The sequence below is a fragment of the Brevundimonas sp. genome, from assembly GCF_036400995.1.
Classification (GTDB): Bacteria; Pseudomonadota; Alphaproteobacteria; order Caulobacterales; family Caulobacteraceae; genus Brevundimonas.
Map to the genome: position 1 here is coordinate 1 of NZ_DASWWG010000048.1, position 21,357 is coordinate 21,357.

The 21,357-nt window shown below is 69.5% G+C and carries 23 protein-coding genes, 1 tRNA gene and 1 rRNA gene; 18 read left to right on the top strand and 7 right to left on the bottom strand.

From position 1 onward, the window contains the following. The coding region (locus VGE03_RS06480; protein WP_331045657.1) for a hypothetical protein at window positions 1-280 on the bottom strand (280 nt) is incomplete at its 3' end. 303 nt (window positions 281-583) lie between these two features. On the opposite strand from VGE03_RS06480, the gene VGE03_RS06485 reads away from it, so the two are divergent. The 7 genes from VGE03_RS06485 (at window position 584) to VGE03_RS06515 (ending at window position 6,946) form a co-directional block, all read left to right on the top strand. After that, complete coding sequence (locus VGE03_RS06485) at window positions 584-2,383, top strand: long-chain-acyl-CoA synthetase (protein ID WP_331045658.1); 1,800 nt, start codon at window positions 584-586, stop codon at window positions 2,381-2,383. Between the two features lie 100 nt (window positions 2,384-2,483). Beyond that, on the top strand, window positions 2,484-3,350 hold the full coding sequence (gene motA / locus VGE03_RS06490) for a flagellar motor stator protein MotA (RefSeq protein WP_331045659.1): 867 nt from the start codon (window positions 2,484-2,486) through the stop codon (window positions 3,348-3,350). A 186-nt stretch (window positions 3,351-3,536) separates the two neighbouring features. Continuing rightward, window positions 3,537-3,809, top strand: coding sequence for a hypothetical protein (locus VGE03_RS06495; RefSeq protein WP_331045660.1), 273 nt, complete (start codon window positions 3,537-3,539; stop codon window positions 3,807-3,809). 132 nt (window positions 3,810-3,941) lie between these two features. Further along, window positions 3,942-4,244, top strand: coding sequence for a hypothetical protein (locus VGE03_RS06500; RefSeq protein WP_331045661.1), 303 nt, complete (start codon window positions 3,942-3,944; stop codon window positions 4,242-4,244). Window positions 4,245-4,281: 37 nt separating this feature from the next. Further along, a complete protein-coding gene (gene mnmD, locus VGE03_RS06505) occupies window positions 4,282-6,090 on the top strand; it encodes a tRNA (5-methylaminomethyl-2-thiouridine)(34)-methyltransferase MnmD (protein WP_331045662.1) in 1,809 nt (602 codons plus the stop codon). Window positions 6,091-6,120: 30 nt separating this feature from the next. After that, entirely contained in the window at window positions 6,121-6,540 is a 420-nt protein-coding gene (locus VGE03_RS06510) for a DUF6491 family protein (protein ID WP_331045663.1), read from the top strand. A gap of 10 nt (window positions 6,541-6,550) precedes the next feature. Continuing rightward, window positions 6,551-6,946: a hypothetical protein gene (locus VGE03_RS06515; RefSeq protein WP_331045664.1), complete on the top strand. Its 396-nt coding sequence runs from the start codon at window positions 6,551-6,553 to the stop codon at window positions 6,944-6,946. On the opposite strand, the gene scpA is transcribed toward VGE03_RS06515, so the two are convergent. Both scpA and VGE03_RS06525 read right to left on the bottom strand, forming a co-directional pair. Next, window positions 6,943-9,084 (bottom strand): methylmalonyl-CoA mutase, encoded by a 2,142-nt coding sequence (gene scpA, locus VGE03_RS06520; RefSeq protein WP_331045665.1) that lies wholly within the window; start codon window positions 9,082-9,084, stop codon window positions 6,943-6,945. The genes VGE03_RS06515 and scpA overlap by 4 nt on opposite strands. Continuing rightward, window positions 9,081-10,469, bottom strand: a complete 1,389-nt coding sequence (locus VGE03_RS06525) for a methylmalonyl-CoA mutase family protein (protein WP_331045666.1) — start codon at window positions 10,467-10,469, stop codon at window positions 9,081-9,083. The genes scpA and VGE03_RS06525 overlap by 4 nt, the downstream gene beginning before the upstream one ends. A 298-nt stretch (window positions 10,470-10,767) precedes the next feature. On the opposite strand from VGE03_RS06525, the gene VGE03_RS06530 reads away from it, so the two are divergent. Then, window positions 10,768-11,469 carry a glutathione S-transferase N-terminal domain-containing protein gene (locus tag VGE03_RS06530; RefSeq protein WP_331045667.1) on the top strand — a complete coding sequence of 234 codons (702 nt, stop codon included), beginning with the start codon at window positions 10,768-10,770 and terminating at the stop codon, window positions 11,467-11,469. A gap of 122 nt (window positions 11,470-11,591) precedes the next feature. On the opposite strand, the gene VGE03_RS06535 is transcribed toward VGE03_RS06530, so the two are convergent. Further along, complete coding sequence (locus VGE03_RS06535) at window positions 11,592-12,290, bottom strand: pirin family protein (RefSeq protein ID WP_331045668.1); 699 nt, start codon at window positions 12,288-12,290, stop codon at window positions 11,592-11,594. A 114-nt stretch (window positions 12,291-12,404) separates the two neighbouring features. Between VGE03_RS06535 and VGE03_RS06540 the strand changes: the two genes are divergently transcribed. From VGE03_RS06540 to VGE03_RS06585, 10 genes are all read left to right on the top strand, one after another. Next, window positions 12,405-13,340, top strand: coding sequence for a LysR family transcriptional regulator (locus VGE03_RS06540; RefSeq protein ID WP_331045669.1), 936 nt, complete (start codon window positions 12,405-12,407; stop codon window positions 13,338-13,340). A 73-nt stretch (window positions 13,341-13,413) separates the two neighbouring features. Further along, entirely contained in the window at window positions 13,414-14,025 is a 612-nt protein-coding gene (locus tag VGE03_RS06545; protein ID WP_331045670.1) for a response regulator transcription factor, read from the top strand. An 82-nt stretch (window positions 14,026-14,107) separates the two neighbouring features. After that, window positions 14,108-14,485: a response regulator transcription factor gene (locus VGE03_RS06550; RefSeq protein ID WP_331045671.1), complete on the top strand. Its 378-nt coding sequence runs from the start codon at window positions 14,108-14,110 to the stop codon at window positions 14,483-14,485. Window positions 14,486-14,546: 61 nt separating this feature from the next. Next, window positions 14,547-16,118: a PAS domain-containing sensor histidine kinase gene (locus tag VGE03_RS06555; RefSeq protein ID WP_331045672.1), complete on the top strand. Its 1,572-nt coding sequence runs from the start codon at window positions 14,547-14,549 to the stop codon at window positions 16,116-16,118. A 123-nt stretch (window positions 16,119-16,241) separates the two neighbouring features. Next, a complete protein-coding gene (locus tag VGE03_RS06560; RefSeq protein WP_331045673.1) occupies window positions 16,242-17,024 on the top strand; it encodes an alpha/beta hydrolase in 783 nt (260 codons plus the stop codon). Between the two features lie 123 nt (window positions 17,025-17,147). Then, entirely contained in the window at window positions 17,148-17,969 is an 822-nt protein-coding gene (locus VGE03_RS06565; protein WP_331045674.1) for an alpha/beta hydrolase, read from the top strand. Between the two features lie 25 nt (window positions 17,970-17,994). Then, the gene (locus tag VGE03_RS06570; protein WP_331045675.1) at window positions 17,995-18,789 is read left to right on the top strand and encodes an alpha/beta hydrolase; all 795 of its coding nucleotides are present in this window, start codon (window positions 17,995-17,997) and stop codon (window positions 18,787-18,789) included. Window positions 18,790-18,800: 11 nt separating this feature from the next. Next, window positions 18,801-19,583 carry an SDR family oxidoreductase gene (locus tag VGE03_RS06575; RefSeq protein WP_331045676.1) on the top strand — a complete coding sequence of 261 codons (783 nt, stop codon included), beginning with the start codon at window positions 18,801-18,803 and terminating at the stop codon, window positions 19,581-19,583. A gap of 51 nt (window positions 19,584-19,634) precedes the next feature. Next, entirely contained in the window at window positions 19,635-20,291 is a 657-nt protein-coding gene (locus tag VGE03_RS06580; RefSeq protein ID WP_331045677.1) for a hydrolase, read from the top strand. Between the two features lie 42 nt (window positions 20,292-20,333). After that, window positions 20,334-20,501: a hypothetical protein gene (locus VGE03_RS06585; RefSeq protein ID WP_331045678.1), complete on the top strand. Its 168-nt coding sequence runs from the start codon at window positions 20,334-20,336 to the stop codon at window positions 20,499-20,501. A 3-nt stretch (window positions 20,502-20,504) separates the two neighbouring features. Here VGE03_RS06585 and VGE03_RS06590 read toward each other — a convergent pair whose 3' ends face one another. The 3 genes from VGE03_RS06590 to rrf form a co-directional block, all read right to left on the bottom strand. Then, window positions 20,505-20,963, bottom strand: a complete 459-nt coding sequence (locus tag VGE03_RS06590; protein WP_331045679.1) for a hypothetical protein — start codon at window positions 20,961-20,963, stop codon at window positions 20,505-20,507. 123 nt (window positions 20,964-21,086) lie between these two features. Further along, window positions 21,087-21,163, bottom strand: a tRNA-Met gene (locus VGE03_RS06595). 64 nt (window positions 21,164-21,227) lie between these two features. After that, a 5S ribosomal RNA gene (gene rrf / locus VGE03_RS06600) occupies window positions 21,228-21,342 on the bottom strand. Window positions 21,343-21,357: the final 15 nt, after the last annotated feature.

Here is a 21,357-nt window from a genome sequence, read left to right on the forward strand (position 1 = left end):
GAGCCTCGGGCGCCGCTTCCATCGGCAGCGGCGCGGGCGCGGCCGGCAGGACCGGACCGGTGGCGGCGGGCTCGGCGAGCGCCGCCGGCTCGGGCTCTGCGCCCGGGTTCATCATCATGGCCGCGGCGGCGCCGCCGACCAGCACGGCGCCGATCGGCGCCAGGATCATCCAGGTGCGCACGCCGCCCTTCCTGCGCGCACGGCTCTTGGTGCGGGCATAGACGGGGACGAAGGTATCCTCACGCATCTCGGCGCGATCATCGGTATAGGTCACGGACATCGTGTTCCTCCTTTGCGTGGGGTCCAGAACCCGACGCGAAGATCACGGTTCCGCGAACACGGCGAATGTCCCGAAGAAACACTGTTCCCGACACAGTTGCGGCAGGAATGGATCGGGGCGACGGCGGTCCCACCCCCGTGACCTGACCTTGCGTCACCGCCGCATCGGCGCCACGCCCCACGATCAATCCGGTCGCAAACCGTTCGCAAGCCGTCAAAAACGCCTCGAGGATTCCCCCGCCGGTTGACCCGGAGGGTGCGCTTGTTCATCACCGGAGGGGGCTTCTGACGAGTGGACGTGACTATGGGTCTGGTAGCGAACATCCGACGCGACATGCGGTTCGTGAAAGGCCTGCGCCTGCTGTTGGGACGCATCAAGCCGATCACCATGGACAGCACGGACCTGGTCTGTGACGACTGGGAAGAGGCGGTCGACAAATTCCCCGACAACATCGCGGTCCAGGACGACCGGCGCAGCATCAGCTATCGCGACCTCGACGCCATGGCCAACCGCTTCGGCCACTGGGCGATCAGCCGCCGGCTGAAGCGCGGCGACACCGTCGCCCTGGTGATGCAGAACCGGGCGGAATACATCGCCGCCTGGATGGGCTTCGCCAAGGTCGGCGTCGGGACCGCCCTGATCAACACCAACCTGACCGGCCATGCCCTGGCCCACTGCCTGACCATCTCGAACGCCTCGCAGGTCGTCACCGACGAGGACTGCTGGCGCAAGGTGGAGGACGCCCGTCCTCTGGTCGACCGCAACATGATGCTGTGGGTCCTGGGCCTGTCCGACGCGGACGAGGCCGATGAACGCCGCGGCCTGGACAAGCCGGTCCGCAGCGGCTCCTCGGTGCGCCCGGCGCGCTCGGTGCGCTCGGGCCTGACCAACCGCGACACGGCCCTGTACATCTACACCTCGGGCACCACCGGCCTGCCCAAGGCGGCCAAGATCACCCACGCCCGCGCCCGCACCTATATGCGCGCCTTCGCCGGAGCGACCGCGGCGACGGACAAGGACGTGACCTTCAACGTCCTGCCGCTGTACCACTCCACCGGCGGTCTGGTCGGCATCGGCCCTGCCCTGCTGAACGGTGGCAAGCTGGTGCTGCGCAAGCGCTTCTCGGCGTCCAGCTTCTGGCCGGACGTGAAGGCCTCGGGCGCCACCCTGTTCGTCTACATCGGCGAGCTGTGCCGCTATCTGGTGAACTGCCCGGAGAGCCCCGACGAGCGGAGCCACAAACTGCGTCTGGCGTTCGGCAACGGCCTTCGTCCCGACGTCTGGGAAGACTTCCAGAAGCGGTTCGCCGTGCCGAACATCATGGAGTTCTACGGCTCCACCGAAGGCAACGTCTCCCTGTTCAATTTCGACGGCAAGGCCGGCGCGATCGGCCGCATCCCGGGCTTCCTGAAAAAGCAGATCAACTGCCGGCTGGTCCGCTTCGATATCGACACGGAGCTGCCGGTGCGCGGCGCCAACGGCCTGTGCGAACTGGCCCGGCCGGGCGAGGTCGGCGAGGCGATCGGCATGATCGGCGACGACACCCGGCACGCCTTCTCCGGCTATGCCGACAAGGCGGCGTCCGAGAAGAAGATCCTGCGCGACGTCTTCGTGCGCGGCGACCGCTGGTTCCGCACCGGCGACCTGATGAAGCAGGACTCCGACGGCTACATCTATTTCATCGACCGGATCGGCGACACCTACCGCTGGAAGGGCGAGAACGTCTCGACCGCCGAGGTCGAGCAGCGACTGGCCGACGCGCCGGGCATCAAGGAGGTCGTGGCCTACGGCGTCCCGGTCCCGGGTCAGGAAGGCAAGGCCGGCATGGTCGCCCTGGTGGTCGACGGCCGCTTCTCGGCCAAGGTGTTCGCCGAATGGGTGGATCAGGAGCTTCCGTCCTACGCCCGCCCGGCCTTCGTGCGCCTGATCAAGGAGGCCGAGACCACCGGCACCTTCAAGTATCGCAAGGTCGATCTGGTCGCCGACGGCTTCGATCCGGACAAGGTGGACGGCGCCCTGTACGTGCGCGGCGGAAAGAGCGGCTACACCAAGCTGACCGATGCGGCCCGGGCGACCATCCTGAGTGGCGAAACCCGGCTCTGAGCCCGTCCCCGCAGAAATGCGGATGGTTTCGGCAATCGCCGGTTAATCATTAACAACGAAGATACGAGCCTCTCGCGCGCGTTGGGGCTCCCCGTCTTCCATGTTCCAGATTATCGGCATCGTGCTGCTGTTCGCCCTCGTGTTCGGCAGCTACGCCATCTCGGGCGGCAAGTTCGACGTGATCATCCACGCCGCGCCTCACGAACTCATGGCCATCGGCGGCGCGGGCATCGCCGCCTTCCTGATCTCCAACAGCGTGCCGGTGCTGAAGTCCTCGCTGGGGGGGCTGGGCAAGACCTTCGCCGGACCGAAGTGGAAGAAGCAGGACTACAAGGACCTGCTGTCGCTGCTGTTCCAGTTGACCAAGACGATGAAGTCCAAGGGCGTCATCGCGCTGGAAAGCCACATCGAGAAGCCGGCCGAGAGCACCATCTTCCAGAAGTACCCCAAGGTGCTGAAGGACCATTTCGCCACGGACTTCATCTGCGACACCCTGCGCATGATGACCATGAACCTCGAGGATCCGCACCAGATCGAGGACGCCATGGAGAAGCAGCTGGAGAAGCATCACCACGAGCACCTCGGCGCGCCGCACGCGCTGCAGAACCTCGCTGACGCCCTGCCCGCCCTGGGCATCGTCGCGGCCGTGCTGGGCGTGATCAAGACCATGGGCTCGATCACCGAGCCGCCGGAAATCCTGGGCGGCATGATCGGCGGCGCCCTGGTCGGCACCTTCATGGGCGTGTTCCTGGCCTACGGCCTGGTGGGCCCGCTCGCCGCCCGCCTGAAGTCGATCGTCGACGAGGAAGCGGCCTACTACAAGATCATCCAGTCGGTGCTGGTCGCCCACCTGCACGGCAACGCCGCCCAGATCTCGGTCGAGATCGGCCGGGGCGACATTCCGTCGCCGGCGCAGCCCTCGTTCGCCGAGATGGAAGAGACCCTGTCGGCCGCGCCGACCGAGTAGTCGGACGCGCTCGCGTCCAGACGACACCCAGAAATCGTCTGAAAACGCCAAGCTTTCAGCTGCTCCCATCTATGTTACGGGCGTTCACGAACGCGTGAGATTTTAACTTGCGTCAGGCCTCGGCTTCCCCTTAGCTCAGGACTGCGGGGACTCAACACCCCGCGAACCTTCTGAAAGGACTACCCGATGCGCATCACTGCTCTGATCGTCGCCTCCGCCGCCGCCATGGCGCTGGCCGCCTGCCAGCCGGCCGCAGAAGAGAAGGCCGCCGACGCCTCGGCTGACGCGACCGCCGCCGCCACCACGGCCCAGGACGCCGCCAACGCCGCGCAGACCGCGGCGACCGACGCCCAGCAAGCGGCGACCGAGGCCGCCGAAGCCACCACCGCCGCCACCCAGGCTGCGACGACCGCCCCGGCGACCGAAGCCGCCCCGGCCGCCCCGGCGCCCGCCCACTAAGGCTGGAACCTGATCGGGGCCTCATCGCCCCGTCCGAAGGGCCGTCCGCAAGGGCGGCCCTTTTTCATGGCCGCGAACCAGCATAATCGGAGGCGGACCGACGCCTCTTCCGGCCTCGCACAAGGACGCCCGATGCGCCTGACCGCCCTGATCGCCCTCGCCGCCGCCCTCAGCCTGGCCGCCTGCCAGAAGGCGGAGGAAGCGCACGAGGAACCGGCGCACGAAGAGGCCCATGGCGAGGCCGACACCTCGATCCTGACGATGGAGGAAGCCGCCGCCCAGGCCGCCGCCGCCGCGGGCGGACAGGACACCCCGGCCGAAGCCGAGCCCCATGCGGACACCCCGTCCGATCCCGCCGCCGCGAAGCCTCCCGCCGCCGACGCCCATGCGGCGGAGCCCGCGCATCCGCCCGCCGCGGAACCGGCGCACCACTGACCTTCCTTGCCCGCCCGCACCCGTGTAGGTGCGGGGCATGACCGACGACCGTTCGCCCCGGCTGTTCTGGACCGATGACGGCGCGCCGCAGTCCGGCCGGTTCGGCGATGTCTATTTCTCCCGCGAGGACGGTCTGGCCGAGACCCGGGCGGTCTTCCTGACCGGCTGCGGTCTGCCGGACGCCTGGACCGGGAGGCGGCATTTCACCGTCGCAGAACTGGGCTTCGGCACAGGACTGAATATCGCCGCCCTGCTGGACCTGTGGCGGCGGGAAGGCCCCGCCGGGGGACATCTGCACATCGCCTCGGTCGAGGGCTTCCCCCTGACCCGCGACGAGGCCGCTCGCGCCCTGTCCGCCTGGCCGGAGATCCGGGACGCGGTCGAGGCCCTGCTGGCGGTCTGGCCGGCGCCGACGCCGGGCCTGCACCGGATGGACCTGCCCGCCTTCAACGCCACGCTCGACCTGATGATCGGGCCGGTGGACACCGTGCTGGAGCAATGGTCGGGCCGGGCGGACGCGTGGTTCCTGGATGGCTTCGCGCCCTCGACCAATCCGGGCATGTGGTCCGACGCCGTCATGGACCTGATCGCCGCCCGGTCGGCCCCCGGCGCAAGGGTGGCCACCTTCACCGTCGCCGGCATGGTCCGGCGCGGGCTGGCGGAGCGCGGCTTCACCGTCGCCAAGGCGCCCGGCCACGGCCGCAAGCGGGAACGGCTGGAGGCCCGCCTGCCGGACGTCCTCCACGCCGAAGCGACGCCACGGATCGCCGTCGTCGGCGCGGGGATCGCGGGGGCTGCCCTGGCCCGGGCGTTCAGCGGGCTCGGGCTGCGGCCGACCGTGATTGAGGCCGACCGGCCCGGAGCCGGGGCCTCGGGCTTCGCCGCCTCGCTGGTGACGCCGCGGCTGGACGCCGGAGACCGGAGCATCGCCGCCCTCTACGCCTCGGCGCTGGAAAGGGCGGCGGCCCTGTACGCCGCTGTACCGGACGCCGTGCGGGCGAAGGGCGTGGTGCAGCTGGAACAGGCGCCACGCGACGCCAACCGCCACGCCAAGGTGGCCGCGCAGGACCTGTGGCCCGAGGGCGCGATGACCGTGCTGGACGCGGAGGCCTGCGCCGCCCGGCTGGCGGAGCCGGTGGAGACCGGCGGGCTGTGGATGCGGGACGCCATGGCGATCCGGCCCGCCGCCGTGCTGGACGACTGGCTGGCGGGCGCGGAGGCCATCCGGGCCGAGGTCGCCGGGCTGGCGCGTCAGGATGGCGTCTGGCGGCTGACCGGGCCGGACGGCGGGACCATCACCGAGGCCGAGGTCGTGGTGCTGGCCGCCGGCTGGGGCAATGCGGCGCTGGCCCCCGATATTCCGCTGGCTCCGGTCGCCGGGCAGGCGGACACGATCACGAAGGTAACCGGGGGCCCCGCCGCCTGGGGCGGTTACGCGGTTCCGACCGGGGAAGGCCTGCTGTACGGCGCCACCCACGACCGGGGCGTCACGGCGCCCGAGGTTTCGGAGACGGCCTCCCTGCGCAATCTGGAGACGGTGGCGGCCCGCCTGCCGGGACTGGCTGCCCGCATCAGCGCGCGCGGCCCGTCGCAGGGCCGGGTCGCCGTCAGGGCGACCACGCCGGACCGGCTTCCGCTGGCCGGGGGGCTGGACGAAGGACTGTTCGTCCTGGGCGGCATGGGATCGCGCGGGTTCTGCGCCTCCCCCCTTCTGGCTGAACACGTGGCCGCGCTGGCGACCGGGACGCCGTCGCCGCTGGCGCGGGACCTGGCGGCCCGCGTCGATCCGCGCCGCTTCAGCGGGTCGAAGGGGCTTGCGCAACCGACGGGAACATCCGACGGTTGAGCTCGGCGGGGGCTATTTGAGGGATCATCGATGCGTACGTCCGTCCTGACCTGCCTGAGCCTGTCGGCGACCGCCCTGCTGGCGGCCTCCTGCGCCCCGACCACCGGAACCGAGACCGCAGACAGCCCGCCGCGGGCGCGCCAGTGCTTCAGCGTCCAGCAGGTGAACAACTTCCGTCAGGGACGGCCGGACCAGGTCTTCCTGCGCGTGGGCCGCAGCGACGTCTATGAGCTGAGCGCGGCCGGCGGTTGCCGCGATCTGGACTTCGCCACCCGACTGGCCGTCGTACCGGACATCGGCGGCATGGCCGGGACCCGGCTGTGCACCGACGACTGGGCGCGGGTGGTCGTGCCCGGCTCGACCTCGCCGACCGAGGTCTGCCGCGTCCGCATCAGCCGCAAGCTGACGGCGGAAGAGATTGAGGCTCTGCCCGCCAATCACCGGCCGTGAGGTTTTCGTCATGCTGAGGACTCTGCCGCTCATCATCGCCGCCGCGACCGTCACAGCCGGGATCGGCCCCGCTCCGACGCCGCGTGAGCAAGCTCCGCGTCAGTGCTTCCTGCCGCAGACCGTCACCAACTATCGCACGGACGGCGACACCACCGCCTACCTTCGCGCGGGCCGGAACGAGGTGTACCAGCTGCAGAGCGGCGGCTGCCGCGGCCTGACCGTGTCGACCGGCCTGACGGTGGTCAGCCGGACCGGCGGCGGACGGGCTTGCGTCGGCGAAAGCATCGGCCTGCACACGCGCGGGCCGTCCCTGCGCTCCGAGAATGTCTCGACCTGCACGGCGCGGATCGTGAAACGGCTGAGCCCCGATGAGGTCGAGGCCCTGCCGTCGCGGGTCCGGCCCTAGCCCTTCTGGGCGTAGCCGAGGCGCTGATTCAGCTTTTCAATCAGATCGATAGCGGTCTCCGCCACCACTGAGCCGGGCGGATAGACGGCGGCGGCCCCGCTTTCGAGCAGGGGCTGCACGTCCGACGGCGGGATGACGCCGCCGACCACGATCATGATGTCCGACCGCCCCAGCTTCTCCAGCTCGGCCTTCAGCTCGGGCACCAGGGTCAGGTGACCGGCCGCCAGTGACGAGGCGCCGACGGCGTGGACGTTCTTGTCCACGGCCTCCTTCGCGGCCTCGGCGGGGGTCTGGAACAGGCTGCCCGCCGTCACCTCGAGGCCGAGGTCGCCGTAGGCGGTGGCGATGACCTTCTGGCCCCGGTCATGGCCGTCCTGCCCCAGTTTGGCGATCAGGATGCGCGGCGGACCGCCGTCGTTCTCGACGAAGGCGGCGACCATGTCGCGGGCGCCGCTGAATTTCGGGTCCTTGCCCGCTTCCTTCGCATAGACGCCGGAGACGGTCTTCACCGTGGCGATGTGACGGCCGAAAGCGGCCTCAAGCGCGTCGGAGATCTCACCGACCGTGGCCTTGGCGCGGGCGGCCTCGACGGCCAGTTGCAGCAGGTTCTCCGTGCCGTGCGCGCCCTTGGTCAGGGCGCCGAGGGCGGCTTCGGTCGCCGCTTCGTCCCGCTCGGCGCGCAGGCGCTTCAGCTTGTCGATCTGGGCGGCCAGAACGGCGGCGTTGTCGACCTTGAGCATCGGGATGTCGTCGGGGGTGTCGCTGAAATAGCTGTTCACCCCGACCACCGTCTGCTGGCCGGTGTCGATGCGGGCCTGGGTCCTGGCGGCGGACTCCTCGATGCGGAGCTTGGGAATGCCCGCCTCGATGGCTTTGGCCATGCCGCCCAGTTGCTCGACCTCGGCCATGTGGGCGCGGGCGCGTTCGGCCAGTTCATGGGTGAGGCGCTCGACGTAGAAGCTGCCGCCCCACGGATCGATGACCTTGGTCAGGCCGGTCTCCTGCTGGAGCAGGATCTGGGTATTGCGGGCGATGCGGGCCGAGAAGTCGGTCGGCAGGGCCAGGGCCTCATCCAGCGCATTGGTGTGCAGCGACTGGGTCTGGCCGCCCGCCGCCGCCATGGCCTCGACCATGGTGCGCGAGACGTTGTTGAACACGTCCTGCGCCGCCAGCGACCAACCGGAGGTCTGGCAGTGGGCGCGCAGGGACAGGGAGCGTTGGTCCTTGGCCCCGAACTTCGCCACGGCCTCGGCCCACAGCAGGCGGCCGGCGCGCATCTTGGCCACCTCCATGAAGTAGTTCATGCCGATGGCCCAGAAGAAGGACAGGCGCGGCGCGAACCGGTCCACGTCCATGCCCGCCTCGACCCCGGCCTTCAGGTACTCGATGCCGTCCGACAGGGTGTAGGCCAGCTCCAGATCGGCGGAGGCTCCCGCCTCCTGCATATGGTAGCCGCTGATCGAGATGGAGTTGAACTTGGGCGCGTGCTCGGCGGTCCAGGCGAAGATGTCCGCGATGATCCGCATGCTGGGAGCCGGCGGATAGATGTAGGTGTTGCGGACCATGAACTCCTTGAGGATGTCGTTCTGGATGGTCCCGGTCAGGGCGCTATGCGCCACCCCCTGCTCTTCCGCCGCCACGATGTAGAGGGCCAGGATCGGCAGCACGGCGCCGTTCATGGTCATGGAGACCGACATCTGGTCGAGCGGGATGCCGTCGAACAGGGTGCGCATGTCGTAGATGCTGTCGATGGCCACGCCGGCCATGCCGACGTCGCCCTTCACGCGCGGATGGTCGCTGTCGTAACCCCGGTGGGTGGCCAGATCGAAGGCGATCGACAGGCCCTTCTGACCGGCGGCCAGGTTGCGGCGGTAGAAGGCGTTGGACTCCTCGGCGGTCGAGAAGCCCGCATACTGGCGGATGGTCCACGGATTGCCCGCGTACATCGTCGGATAGGGACCGCGATGATAGGGCGCGATGCCCGGCAGGCCGTGGATGAAGTCCAGCCCGTCCAGCGCCGAGGCGTCATAGGCGGGGGCGACGGTCAGACCCTCGGGCGTGGTCCAGGGCGCGCGGTCCGGGCCGGTCCCGGTCGGCGACAGGTCGAGCGGCAGGGTCGAGAATTTGGGCGTGCTCATCGGGCGGCCTCCCCGGCTTCGAAGGGCGCGGCCAGACGGACCGGCGTCAGGGGCGTGCAGGCGTCGCCGCCGCTCGCGACGGGAGCCGGACGGCCGGGCTCGACCGTGGTGGGGAGCGGCTCGGGATCGACGAATTTGGTCACGCCGACCATCTGCTTGCCGCCGTCCTTGAGGGACCGCTCCAGACCTTCGCGGGCGCGGGCGACGCGGGACTGGACCAGATCGCCGGACAGGGCCGCGACCAGACCGCCCTCGGCCTCGATGACCTGGAACTCCGCCCAGCCGGCCTCGGCCAGCTCGCGGGTGCGGTGATCCAGATACCAGCTGCCGGCGGCGGGGTCGTCGACCCGGCCGAGGCTGCCCTCTTCCATCAGAACCAGCTGGGTGTTGCGGGCCTGACGCCGGGCGAAGGCGTCGGGACGGCCCTCCGCGCGGGTGAAGCCGTCCAGAACCACCGCGTCGGCGCCGCCGACCGCGCCCGCGAAGCCCGCCGCGGTCAGTCGCAGCAGGTTCGGCCACGGATCACGACCGGACAGCATCCGCCGGGACGAGCGGACCTCGATCCGCGCCGGAGTTTCATGACCCCAGGCGTTGGACAGGGTGCGCCACATCAGGCGCAGGGCGCGGACCTTGGCGAGACCGTCGAAATACTCCTGATCGACGGCCACACTCAGAACCGTGCCCTTGAGCGCCGCCTCGGGGTCCATCCCTGCCTCGATGGCGGCGCCGATCAACGCCACCGCATTGGCGCAGGCGAAGGCCAGTTCCTGGGCGATGGATCCGCCCGCCTCGTGCGCCACCCGGCCCGAGGCCATGAAGAAGGTGGCCTCCGGATAGGCGCCCGCATGACGCGCGGCGGTGTTGGCCGCCAGCGTCAGATGCTCGCCGATCGCCCGGGGGGCCGCGCCCGCCGCGGCGAAGGCCGAGATCGGGTCCATGTGGAACATCAATCTGGCGCGCGGCGAGCCCTTGGCCGCCACCGCCAGCGCATTGGCCGCGTCAGGGCCGTCGAGGCCCGCGTCGAGACCGACCGCCGCCAGCTCCAGCGCCACGCCGTCCAGCGCCTGCCCCAGAGGCTCGCTGTCGGCCAGCACGGCGCCGGCCAGCACCACCGAGGCGGCGCCCCCCTGAAGGTCGGCCAGCACGGCGGCGTTGACCGCGGCCGGATCATCGCCCTCGACCAGGGTCCGGAGGTCCCAGGCGCGCCCGTCGGCGTCCGACGGACGCGGGGCGAACACGGTCTCGCCGCCGGTGGCCCCGGCGTAGAGCGGGCGGGTGACCAGGTTGTCCGCGTCCAGATGAACGAGACTTTCCAATGGCTTGCCCTTCAGCGCCTTCTCGGCGAGGGCCTTCCATTCGGCGGGGGACGGGGTCGGGAATGTCATGCCGTCTCCATTGCCCCTCCGCGCGCGCCGGGTCCAGTGAGCGGGAACCGGTAGACGATGAAAACACCGTCCAGAACGTCCAGATCGTCCAGAACGTCTACTGGACGGAAACCCCGTGGTGGCGGGCTTCAAGCGACGGGAAGGGTCGTGTCGGCCAGATTTTTACCCGTATAAAAACTTCGGGGACGAGAGGGAGCAGTCTAGCAGGGGGATACGTCAGAATTGGCCGTATGGAGCTAACATTGCGGTTCCCTGCGGCCCGCCTACATCCTGCGGACCTTCAGACAGGATCACCCCCATGGCCGACCTTTCCAGCTTCCCGATCACGCAACGCTGGCCCGCCGAACATCCGGAGCGGCTGCAGCTGTATTCGCTGAACACGCCGAACGGGGTGAAGGTCTCCATCATGCTGGAGGAGATCGGCCTGCCGTATGAGCCGCATCTGGTGGACATCACGAAGAACGAAACCTGGGGTCCGGAATTCCTGTCGCTGAACCCCAACGGCAAGATCCCGGCGATCATCGACCCCGACGGTCCGGACGGGAAGCCGCTGGCCCTGTTCGAGTCGGGCGCCATCCTGGTCTATCTGGCCGAGAAGACGGGCAAGCTGATCCCGGCCGATGCGGCGGGGCGCTACGAGACCCTGCAGTGGGTCATGTTCCAGATGGCCGCCATCGGGCCGATGTTCGGACAGGTGGGCTTCTTCCACAAATTCGCGGGCAAGGAGATCGAGGACAAGCGTCCGCGCGATCGCTACGTCGCCGAGGCCACCCGCCTGCTGAAGGTGCTGGACGACCGGCTGGAGGGCCGCGAGTGGATCATGGGCGACTATTCGATCGCCGACGTCGCGACGCTCGGCTGGGTCCGCAACCTGATCGGCTTCTATGAAGCGGGCGATCTGGTGAAGTTCGATGAGCTGAAGAATGTGCCGGGCTGGCTGGAGCGAGGCCTCGCCCGCCCGGCGGTGCAGAGGGGTCTGAACATCCCGTCGAAGGGGTGAAACGAAAGAAAGGGGCGGTCCGGAGGGACCGCCCCTTTTTCAGTTTCGGGGAGAAGAAGCGCGGGCCCGCGGCGTCGGGGGGAGGACAGGGAACCGCGGGCCCGCTCCGGTCGGAGGCAGGATTATGCCGCGTCGACCAGGACCAGTTCGGCATCGGACAGGGCCGTCACCGTGATCGTTTCGACCTCGGAGATGGCCACGCCGTCGCGGGCTTTCGCCTTGACGCCGTTGACCTCGATCTCGCCGACGGCCGGAACCAGATAGCCGCGACGGGTCGCCCCCAGCGGGTATTCAGCGGTCTCGCCGGCCTTCAGTGTCGCGGCGACCACACGGCCTTCCGTGCGGATCGGCAGGGCGTCGCCGTCGCCTTCGAAGCCGGAGGCGAGGACCACGAACTGACCGGCGCGGTCACCCTTGGGGAAGGGCCGCGAGCCCCAGGACGGCTTCTCACCGCGGCGGGTCGGCTCGATCCAGATCTGGAAGATCCGGGTCAGGTCCGGCTCGGCGTTGTACTCGGCGTGACGGATGCCGGTGCCGGCGCTCATCACCTGGACGTCGCCGGCCTCGGTGCGGCCCTTGTTGCCCAGGCTGTCCTCGTGGGTGATGGCCCCTTCGCGGACGTAGGTGATGATCTCCATGTCCGAGTGCGGGTGGGGCGGGAAGCCCGTGCCCGGCGCGATCTCGTCGTCGTTCCAGACGCGCAGTCCGCCCCAGCTCATCCGCTTCGGGTCATAGTAGTTGGCGAAGGAGAAGTGGTGCTTCGCATTGAGCCAGCCGTGGTTGGCGCCACCCAGGCTCTCGAACGGTCGCAGCTCGATCATGGTCTTGTCTCCGCGCCCCCGCCGTCGGGGGCCGCTATTGCTTGACGCCAAGATAGCGATCGGCTTCCGATCCAAAATAGAAACACCTGAAACTCATCGTTTCGCGGAGCGCGTATGTCGAAACTGCCGGATCTCGAGGCCCTGGCCATTTTTTCCAAGGTCGCCGAGACCCAGTCCTTCTCCCGCGCGGCTGAAGCGCTGGCCCTGTCCAAGGCCACGGTGTCCAAGGCGGTGAGCCGGCTGGAACTGCGGCTGGGCACGACCCTGCTGCACCGGACCTCGCGGCGGTTCTCGCTGACCGACGCGGGCCGGACCCTGGCCGGGCGGGCGTCCCAGATGCTGTCCGAGGCCGAGGCGGCCGAGGGCGAGATGCTGGACCAGGCGGTGCAGCCGCGGGGGCTGGTGCGGCTGGCCGCGCCGATGTCGTTCGGCATGGCCTATGTCGCCCCCGCCCTGCCCGAGTTCCTGGCCACCCATCCGGACGTGTCGGTGGACCTGCACCTGTCGGACGAGGTGACCGATCTGGTCGGCGGCGGGTTCGACTGCGCCCTGCGCATCGCGGCCCTGCCGGACTCGTCCCTGACCGCGCGCAAGCTGCGCCCGATCCGGCGGCATCTGGTGGCCGCGCCCGACTATCTGGAGCAGCGCGGGCGGCCCGAGCATCCCTCCGATCTCGTGAGGCACGCCTGCCTCGGCTACGCCTACCTGCCCAATGCAGAGCTGTGGCGGTTCGTGAACGGCGCGGGCGATGAGGTCACGGTCCGGCCGCTGGGACCGATGCGGGCCAACAACGCCGACGCCCTGACGGCGGCCCTGTGCGCGGGGCTGGGCGTCGCGCCGCAGCCGGACTTCATCTACTGGCGCGACGTGGCGGCCGGGAAGCTGACGACGGTGATGACGGACTGGACCCTGCCGCCGATCGACCTGCATCTGGTCGCCCCCGGCGGCGGGCCGCGCCCGGCGCGGGTGACGGCCCTGATGACCTATCTGGCGGCCAAGTTCTCGGCCCCACTCTGGCCGGGCGACACGGCAGGGAAGCGGCCCGCCTAATCCGATGGTATGATAGGCCGCCGGGCGCGCCCTGTGACAGGGTCTCGCCCGCTTCAATCCAGCGCGAGGGGACATGCGGGCGCCGGTCATCCATATCGTGGAAGACGACGCCTCGTTGCGCGAGGCGCTGGCCAGCCTGTTCGCCTCGGTGGAGCTGGAGACCCGTCAGTACGGTTCGACCGCCGCCTTTCTGGAAGCCCATGAACCCGACCAGCCCGGCTGCCTGGTGCTGGACGTGCGCCTGCCGGGACTGAGCGGACTGGACTTCCAGAGCCAGATGGAGGGGCTGGGCGTGCGGCTGCCGGTCGTGCTGATGACCGGCCACGGCGACATTCCGATGAGCGTTCGCGGGATGAAGGCGGGCGCCGTCGACTTTCTGGCCAAGCCCTTCCGCGATCAGGACATGCTGGACGCGGCTGCCGCCGCCGTCGAACGCGACCGCCGCCGGCGGGAGGCCGAGGGGGACAGCGATCGCGTGCGCGCCCTGTTCGAGACCCTGTCGCCGCGCGAGCGGCAGGTGATGGCCCTGGTGACCGCCGGGAAGATGAACAAGCAGGTGGCCGGGGACCTGAACCTCAGCGAGGTGACGGTGAAGATCCATCGCGGCTCGGCAATGCGGAAGATGGGGGCGAAATCGCTGGCGGATCTGGTGCGTATGGCCGGCGCCCTCGGACTGCGTACGTAAAAACGACTAACACCAGCGTATGATTTCAAAGACCTGACGGGGGTGCGAAGCAGGATGCCGATCCGCTTCTGAAAGTGTTCGCGTGCCCCTCCCCCCGCTCATCGCCATCGTCGAGGACGACGACTCCCTGCGGGAGGCCGTGGCCGGGCTGGTGGAATCGATGGGGCACCGGGCCATGGGCTTTGCGGACGCCGAGAGCTTTCTCGACGCCGGGATCACGCCGGACTGTCTGATCACCGACATCACCCTGCCGGGCGCCAGCGGTCTGGAACTGAAGCAGACCCTCGATGCCCGGGGGCGGACCGAGCCGGTGATCATGATCACCGCCCGCGCCGAGGCGGTGGTTCTGGACAAGGCCCGGGCCAGCGGCGCCCTGTGCGTGCTGCGCAAGCCGTTCACCCCGACCACGCTGATCGAGTGCCTGGACCGCGCCCTGTCCGGCAGCGGACACACGGCTTGAGCCGCGGCCCGAGCCGCCCTAGCCTCGCCGACCGAAGTTCGACCGGAGAGAGGGGGAAGGCATGACCGGCGGTTCACGCGAGCCCCTGTTCGATCTGGTGCACGAAAGCATTTTCACGCGTGGACTGGACGGCCGTATCCGCTCGTGGAACCCGGCGTCGGTCGCGCTGTACGGCTGGAGCGTGGAACAGGCGGTCGGCCAGGACGTCGCCGCCCTGCTGGGCGCCGAGCCGTCCGACACGCCGGACGACGTCATGGCCCAGTTGCTCGAAACGGGCCGTTGGGACGGCGAACTGTCACGCCGGGCGGCGTGCGGCGCCGAGCGGCATGTCGAGGCCCGCTGGTCCCTGCGTCGGGACGAGGACGGCGCGCCCGTCGAGATCATCGAGATCGGCCGCGACATCAGCCGCAGACGGGCCGCCGAGGCGGCCCTGCGCAAGAGCGAGCGGCGCTACTCCAGCCTGTTCCAGGCCATGGCCGCGGCCTTCTGGGAGCTGGACTTCAGCCCCGTCGGCGAGATGCTTCGCACCCTGAAGCACGAGGGGGTGACCGACTTCGCCGCCTATTTCGAGGCCAACCCCGCCTTCGTACGGCGGATGATGGGGCAGACGCGGGTCGTCGATGTCAACGAGACCACCCTGCAGATGTTCGGCGCCGTCGACCGGAGCGTCCTGCATCCCTCGGTCGAGCCCTACTGGCCGGAGGGCAGTTCGCACGTCTTCGCCGCCGCCGTGCTGGCCGCGATCGGCGGCAAGCCGTACCTGAAGACCGAGACCCGGCTGCGGCGACAGGACGGCACGGATTTCGACGCCCTGTTCACCGCCTCCTTCCCGGACGAAAGCGTGGCCCGCGGCACCCTTCTGGTCGGCGTGGTGGACATCTCCGGCCGCGTCCAGGCGCAGGCCGCGCTGAACCGCTTCCAGGCCGAGTTCGCCCACGCTGCGCGCGTGTCGATGCTGGGGGAACTGACCGCCTCCATCGCCCATGAGGTCAACCAGCCGCTGGCCGCCATCGCCACCAACGCCGCCGCCGGGCTGCGCTGGCTGGGCCGGGACGAGCCCAATGTCGACCAGGCCCTCCGCCTGACCCAGCGGATCGTTGAGGACGCCCAGCGCGCCGGCGACATCATCGCCCGCATCCGAGACATGGCGGCGGATCGCCGCCGACCGCCCGAGCCCGTGTCGATCAACGCCCTGATCCAGGACGGCGCCCTGTTCCTGAAGCACGAACTACAGGCCCAGGGCGTGAAGCTGGTGCTGGTGCTGGACCCCGATCTTCCGTCCCTCGCCGCCGACCGGACCCAGTTGCAGCAGGTGCTGGTCAATCTGGCGGTCAATGCGGTGCAGGCGATGAGCGGCGCCGGGTCGGACACCCGCGAACTGCACATCCGGTCGGGCCGGGCCACGCTGGATCATGCGTCGATCACGATCCGCGACACGGGCCCCGGCCTGCCGCCAGACCAGATGGACCGGCTGTTCCGCAGCTTCTTCACCACCCGCGCGGACGGCATGGGCATGGGCCTGGCCATCTGCCGCTCCATCATCGAGGCGCACGGGGGCGAGATCAGCGCGGCCAACGCGGACGGAGGCGGCGCGATCTTCACCGTGACCCTTCCCGTTCCGCCCGAGACCTGAAGCGAGACGCCTCATACCAAGGTGTGAAGCGTCTGACCCCATGGAGAATAGGCCCGGGGAACCGCCCGGCCCATGGTGCCCCCATGCCGCGCCGGAGGGGCGCACGGCTCCCGGAGGCCGACCATGTCCAAGACCATCATGCTGATCCACGGCGCCTGGCTGAACTCGGCCAGCTGGGCCGGCTTCAAGGCCCGCTATGAGGCCAAGGGCTACACCGTCGTCGCGCCCGACTGGCCCTATGACGACCGCAGCCCCGCCGAACTGCGGGACTTCCCCGAGAAGGCGCTGGCCAAGGTCGGGCAGGTCGACCTGTTCGATCACTATGAGCGGCTGATCCGGGCCCTGCCCGAAACCCCGATCCTGATCGGCCACTCGATGGGCGGGGTCTGCGTCCAGCACCTGCTGGATCGCGGGCTGGGCGTCGCCGGGGTGGCGATCAACCCGGCCCCGACGCCCGGCGTTCCCCTGGGCGGCCACGCCATCGTCTCGGCCCTGCCCGTCTTCCTGGACCTGTTCAGCTGGAAGAAGGTGAAGACGATGTCGCGCAAATTCTTCGCCGAGCGGTTCGCCCAGACCGCCCCGCGCGACAAGGTCACCGCCCTGTACGACGCCTACATCGTCCCGACCCCTGGAAAGATCTACTGGGACGGGGTCACCGGCGCCTCGGGCAAGATCACCTGGAAGAACCCGAACCGGGCGCCCCTGCTGCTGATCGCCGGCGAGATCGACCTGGTCGCCGACGCCAGCATGGTGCGCAACATCTACAAGCAGCAGTCCAAGGCCCCCAGCCGCACGGACTTCAAGCAGTTCGAGGGTCGCTCGCACTGGACCTGCATGGACGCCGGCTGGGAGGCCGTCGCCGACTATGCGCTGGACTGGGCCGTCGAGCACCAGATCGCGCGCTGAAACGGACCAGTTCCGGAAAGCTTGAGTTTCAATCGTTTCCGTTTTCGCCCACCCCATCCCGGGCGATGCTTCCTCCCGTCAACAACCCGCCGGCCTCCCCGCCGCACCCCAGGAGAGACTTCCATGGCCTTCATCACCGCGAACGACGGCGCCCAGATTTTCTACAAGGACTGGGGCAAGGGTCAGCCGGTCCTGTTCAGCCACGGCTGGCCGCTGAGCGGCGACGCCTGGGACGGCCAGATGCAGTTCCTCGGCTCGAACGGCTACCGCGTCATCGCCCATGACCGCCGCAGCCACGGCCGCTCGGACCAGACCTGGGACGGCAACCACATGGACCAGTACGCCGACGACCTGCACGCCCTGATCGAAAAGCTGGACCTGAAGGACATCGTACTGGTCGGTCACTCGACCGGCGGCGGCGAGATCACCCACTACGTCGGCCGTCACGGCTCGAGCCGGGTCGCCAAGATCGTCCTGATCGGCGCCGTGCCGCCGCTGATGCTCAAGACCGACGCCAATCCGGGCGGCCTGCCGATCGAGGTCTTCGACGGCATCCGCAAGGGGACGTTCGATGACCGCAGCCAGTTCTTCAAGGACCTGACCATCCCCTTCTACGGCTACAACCGGCCGGGGGCGAAGATTTCGGAAGGCGTGCGCGAAAGCTTCTGGCTGCAGGGCATGATGGGCGGGATCAAGGGGCAGCTGGACTGCATCCGCGAGTTCTCGGAAGTCGACTACACCCCGGACCTCGAGACGTTCGACAAGCCGACCCTGATCATCCACGGCGACGACGACCAGATCGTCCCCATCGACGCCGCGGGCCGCAAGTCGCACGAGATCGTCAAGGGCTCGATCCTGAAGGTCTACGAGGGCTCGTCGCACGGCCTGGCCACCGTCGAGCAGGACCGGCTGAACGCCGACCTGCTGGACTTCATCCGCAGCTGACGTCCTTCCCCGAAAGGAGTCCGTCATGGCCAGGGTCGGGACAGAAGCCGGAAAGACGGTCGTCCTGATCCATGGTCTCTGGGTCACGACGGACTCCTGGGCGAACTTCCGCAAGCCGTGGGAGGCGGCCGGCTGGACCGTGCTGACGCCGACCTGGGCCATGCTGAAGGGCCGCTCCAAGGCCTCGCTGAACGCCTCTCCGCCCGACGGCCTGGGCGGACTGACGGTCGGGCGGATCGTGGACGGTCTGCAGGCGGCGATCGAGGCCCTGCCGGAACCGCCGCTGCTGGTCGGCCACTCGTTCGGCGGTCTGTTCACCCAGATGCTGCTGGATCGCGGCGTCGGCCGCGCCGGGATCGCGATCAACCCCGCGCCGATCGCCGGATTCCTTCCCGGCTGGTGGACCCTGACCGCCGCCCTGCCGCCGATCCTGCGCTGGAACGGCTGGAACCGGCCCTATGCGATGACGCGCCGTCGCTGGGCCGAGCGCTTCGCCAACGCCGCCCCCGCGGCGCTGCAGGACAGCAGCTACGACGCCTATGTGATCCCGACGCCGGGGCGGGTCTTCTACCAGGCGGCCTTCCAGGTCGGGACGCGCATCGATCCGCGACGCCGCCGCCAGTCCCTGCTGATCACCGCCGGCGAGCGGGACCGGCTGGTGACCCCGTACCTGTCGCGCGCCGCCTTCCGTCTTCAGTCGCGTTCGCCCGCCCGTACCGATTTCCACGCCTTCCCCGGTCGCTCGCACCTGCTGCTCGCCGAGCCCGGCTGGGAAGAGGTCGCCGACGTCTGCATCCGCTGGGCCGAGGCCCACAGCTGAAGGAGTCCGCCATGCCCGGAACCGCCCTGATCACCGGCGCCTCGACCGGCATCGGCGCCGTCTATGCCGACCGTCTGGCCCGACGCGGCCATGACCTGGTGCTCGTGGCCCGCGACGCCGCAAGGCTGGACTGCCTCGCGGAGACCCTGCGCGCCGCCGCCGGGGTCCGCGTCGAGGTCCTGCCGGCCGACCTGTCCGATCCGGCCGCGATCGCGACCGTTGAGGCCCGGCTAGCGGGCGACGACGTGACGATGCTGGTCAACAACGCCGGGCTGGCCGTGCCCGGCCCGCTGGCGATCATGGCGCCGGAACAGCTGATCGCCATGCTGGAGGTCAATATCGTCACCGCCGCCCGTCTGGCCCGGGCGGTCCTGCCGGGCCAGCTGGCCCGCGGGACCGGGACGATCATCAATATCGGATCGGTCGCCGGACTGACCGGACCGCAGGCCAGCATCAGCATCGGCTACTCCGCCTCCAAGGCCTTCATCCTGGCGTTCAGCGAGGGGCTGGCCGGGGAGATCGACGGCCGGGGCGTGCGGGTGCAGGCGGTGCTGCCCGGGCCGGTGCGCACCCCGATCTGGGGCAAGTCCGGACTGGATGTGGACCAGTTGATCCCGGACGGCGTGATGGAGGCGGGCGTTCTGGTCGACGCCGCCCTGCGCGGACTCGACAACGGAGAGACCGTGACCATCCCGACCCTGCCGGATGTCGCGGGCTGGACCGCCTTCACCGACGCCCGGGCCGCCATGGCGCCCGGCTTCCGCGGCAGCGTCCCGGCCGCCCGCTACGCCTGAGCCCGCGTTCGTCTGTGTTCCATCACCCCTATTTCGAATGAGGACCCTGTCATGACCATCGCCCGCCTCGCCGCCGCCGCCGGCCTTCTGACCCCGGTGGACCACACCCTGATCCTGATCGACCACCAGTCGCAGATGGCCTTCCCGCTGAACTCGATCACGGTCGGGGATCTGCGCGCCAACACCGCCACCATCGCCCGCGCGGCGGCCGTCTTCGGGGTGTCGACCATCCTGACCAGCGTGGCGGCGACCAGCTTCTCCGGACCGGTCTTCCCCGAGATCACCAGGGCCTTCCCCGAAGCCCCGATCATCGACCGGACGACCATGAACGCCTGGGAGGACGCCGCCGTGATCGGCGAGGTCAACCGGATCGGCAAGCGCCGCATCGTCCTGGCCGGACTGTGGACCTCGGTCTGCATCGCCGGCCCGGCCCTGTCGGCGCTGGAGCAGGGCCTGGAGGTCTATGTGATCGCGGATGCGTCCGGCGACATCTCCACCGAGGCCCACGACCGGGCCATGCAGCGGATGATCCAGGCCGGCGCCCGGCCGATGACCTCTCTGCAGTATCTGCTCGAGCTCCAGCGCGACTGGGCGCGGGGCGAGACCTATGACGCCACGACCGGTATCGCCATCGACCACTCGGGCGCCTACGGCATCGGCCTGCTCTATGCCCGGGCCATGCTGGGCGAACACGCCCGCGAGGGCTGAGCCCCCCCGCCCGTTCACAGCTCCGGCCGGAGAGACGCCGCCATGCCCCCGCATTCCGACCCCGCCCCCCTCACGGATGCGACGGACACGGCGGCGTCGCCCGCCGAGCCCCCGGACGCCGGGCTCGACGATCGCCTGGATGAGGCGCTGGAGGAGAGCTTTCCCGCCAGCGATCCGATCGCCGTGCACCGGCCGGACCGGATCGAGTGAGGCTCAGGGCGTTTCGGTCACGCAGAGTTCGCCGCCCGACCGGCTGATCCCCTCGCCCTCGGGCGTCCAGCCCGGGACATCGACCTGCCGCGCTTCGAAACAGGCCCGGCCGGTGCGCGTGCTGAACCCCGTCATGGCGCGGACCAGCGGCTCCCCGCCGGGGCGATGCTCGACGACCAGGGCCAGCCGGTAGGGCCGGACCCAGGGCGAGCCCATCTCGACCCGCGCCGCGAAGGCCGGCGCGACCGCCGGACCGGCGAGGGTGACAGCCTGGTCATAGCGGCCGAGGAACAGGGAGGTGCAGTTCGGCCGGTCACACAGCGGCTGCGGATCCGTCTCGGACACCGTGGTCGCGATCACCAGACTGAGGTTCTCCGCCACCGGCGCCGGCAGCGCATTGGGCGGCGAATAGGCCGGAACGCTGAGCGTCTGCAGCGCCAGAAGTCCCGCGATCCAGTGCATCCCCGCCTCCCGGCTCTCCGCATCCGGGGCGCAGCCTCTCACAGGCCGGAGACGGAGGCCAGCGGGCGGGCCCCGGACGTCAAAAAGCCCCGCCGGTTTTTCCGGGCGGGGCTTTTGGAGTTTTGGGTGCGGGAGCAGGATTTGAACCTGCGACCTTCAGGTTATGAGCCTGACGAGCTACCGGGCTGCTCCATCCCGCGGCAAACGGTAGGAATGAAGGAAGATGTTCGAGGTTTTTTTTCAAATCCGCTGACCGACTGGTAGACCCGGCGGCGACCTACTCTCCCGCGCCTTAAGACGAAGTACCATCGGCTCTGGAGGGCTTAACGACCGAGTTCGGAATGGGATCGGGTGGGGAACCTCCGACATAGCCACCAGGTCAACCAGGCGGATA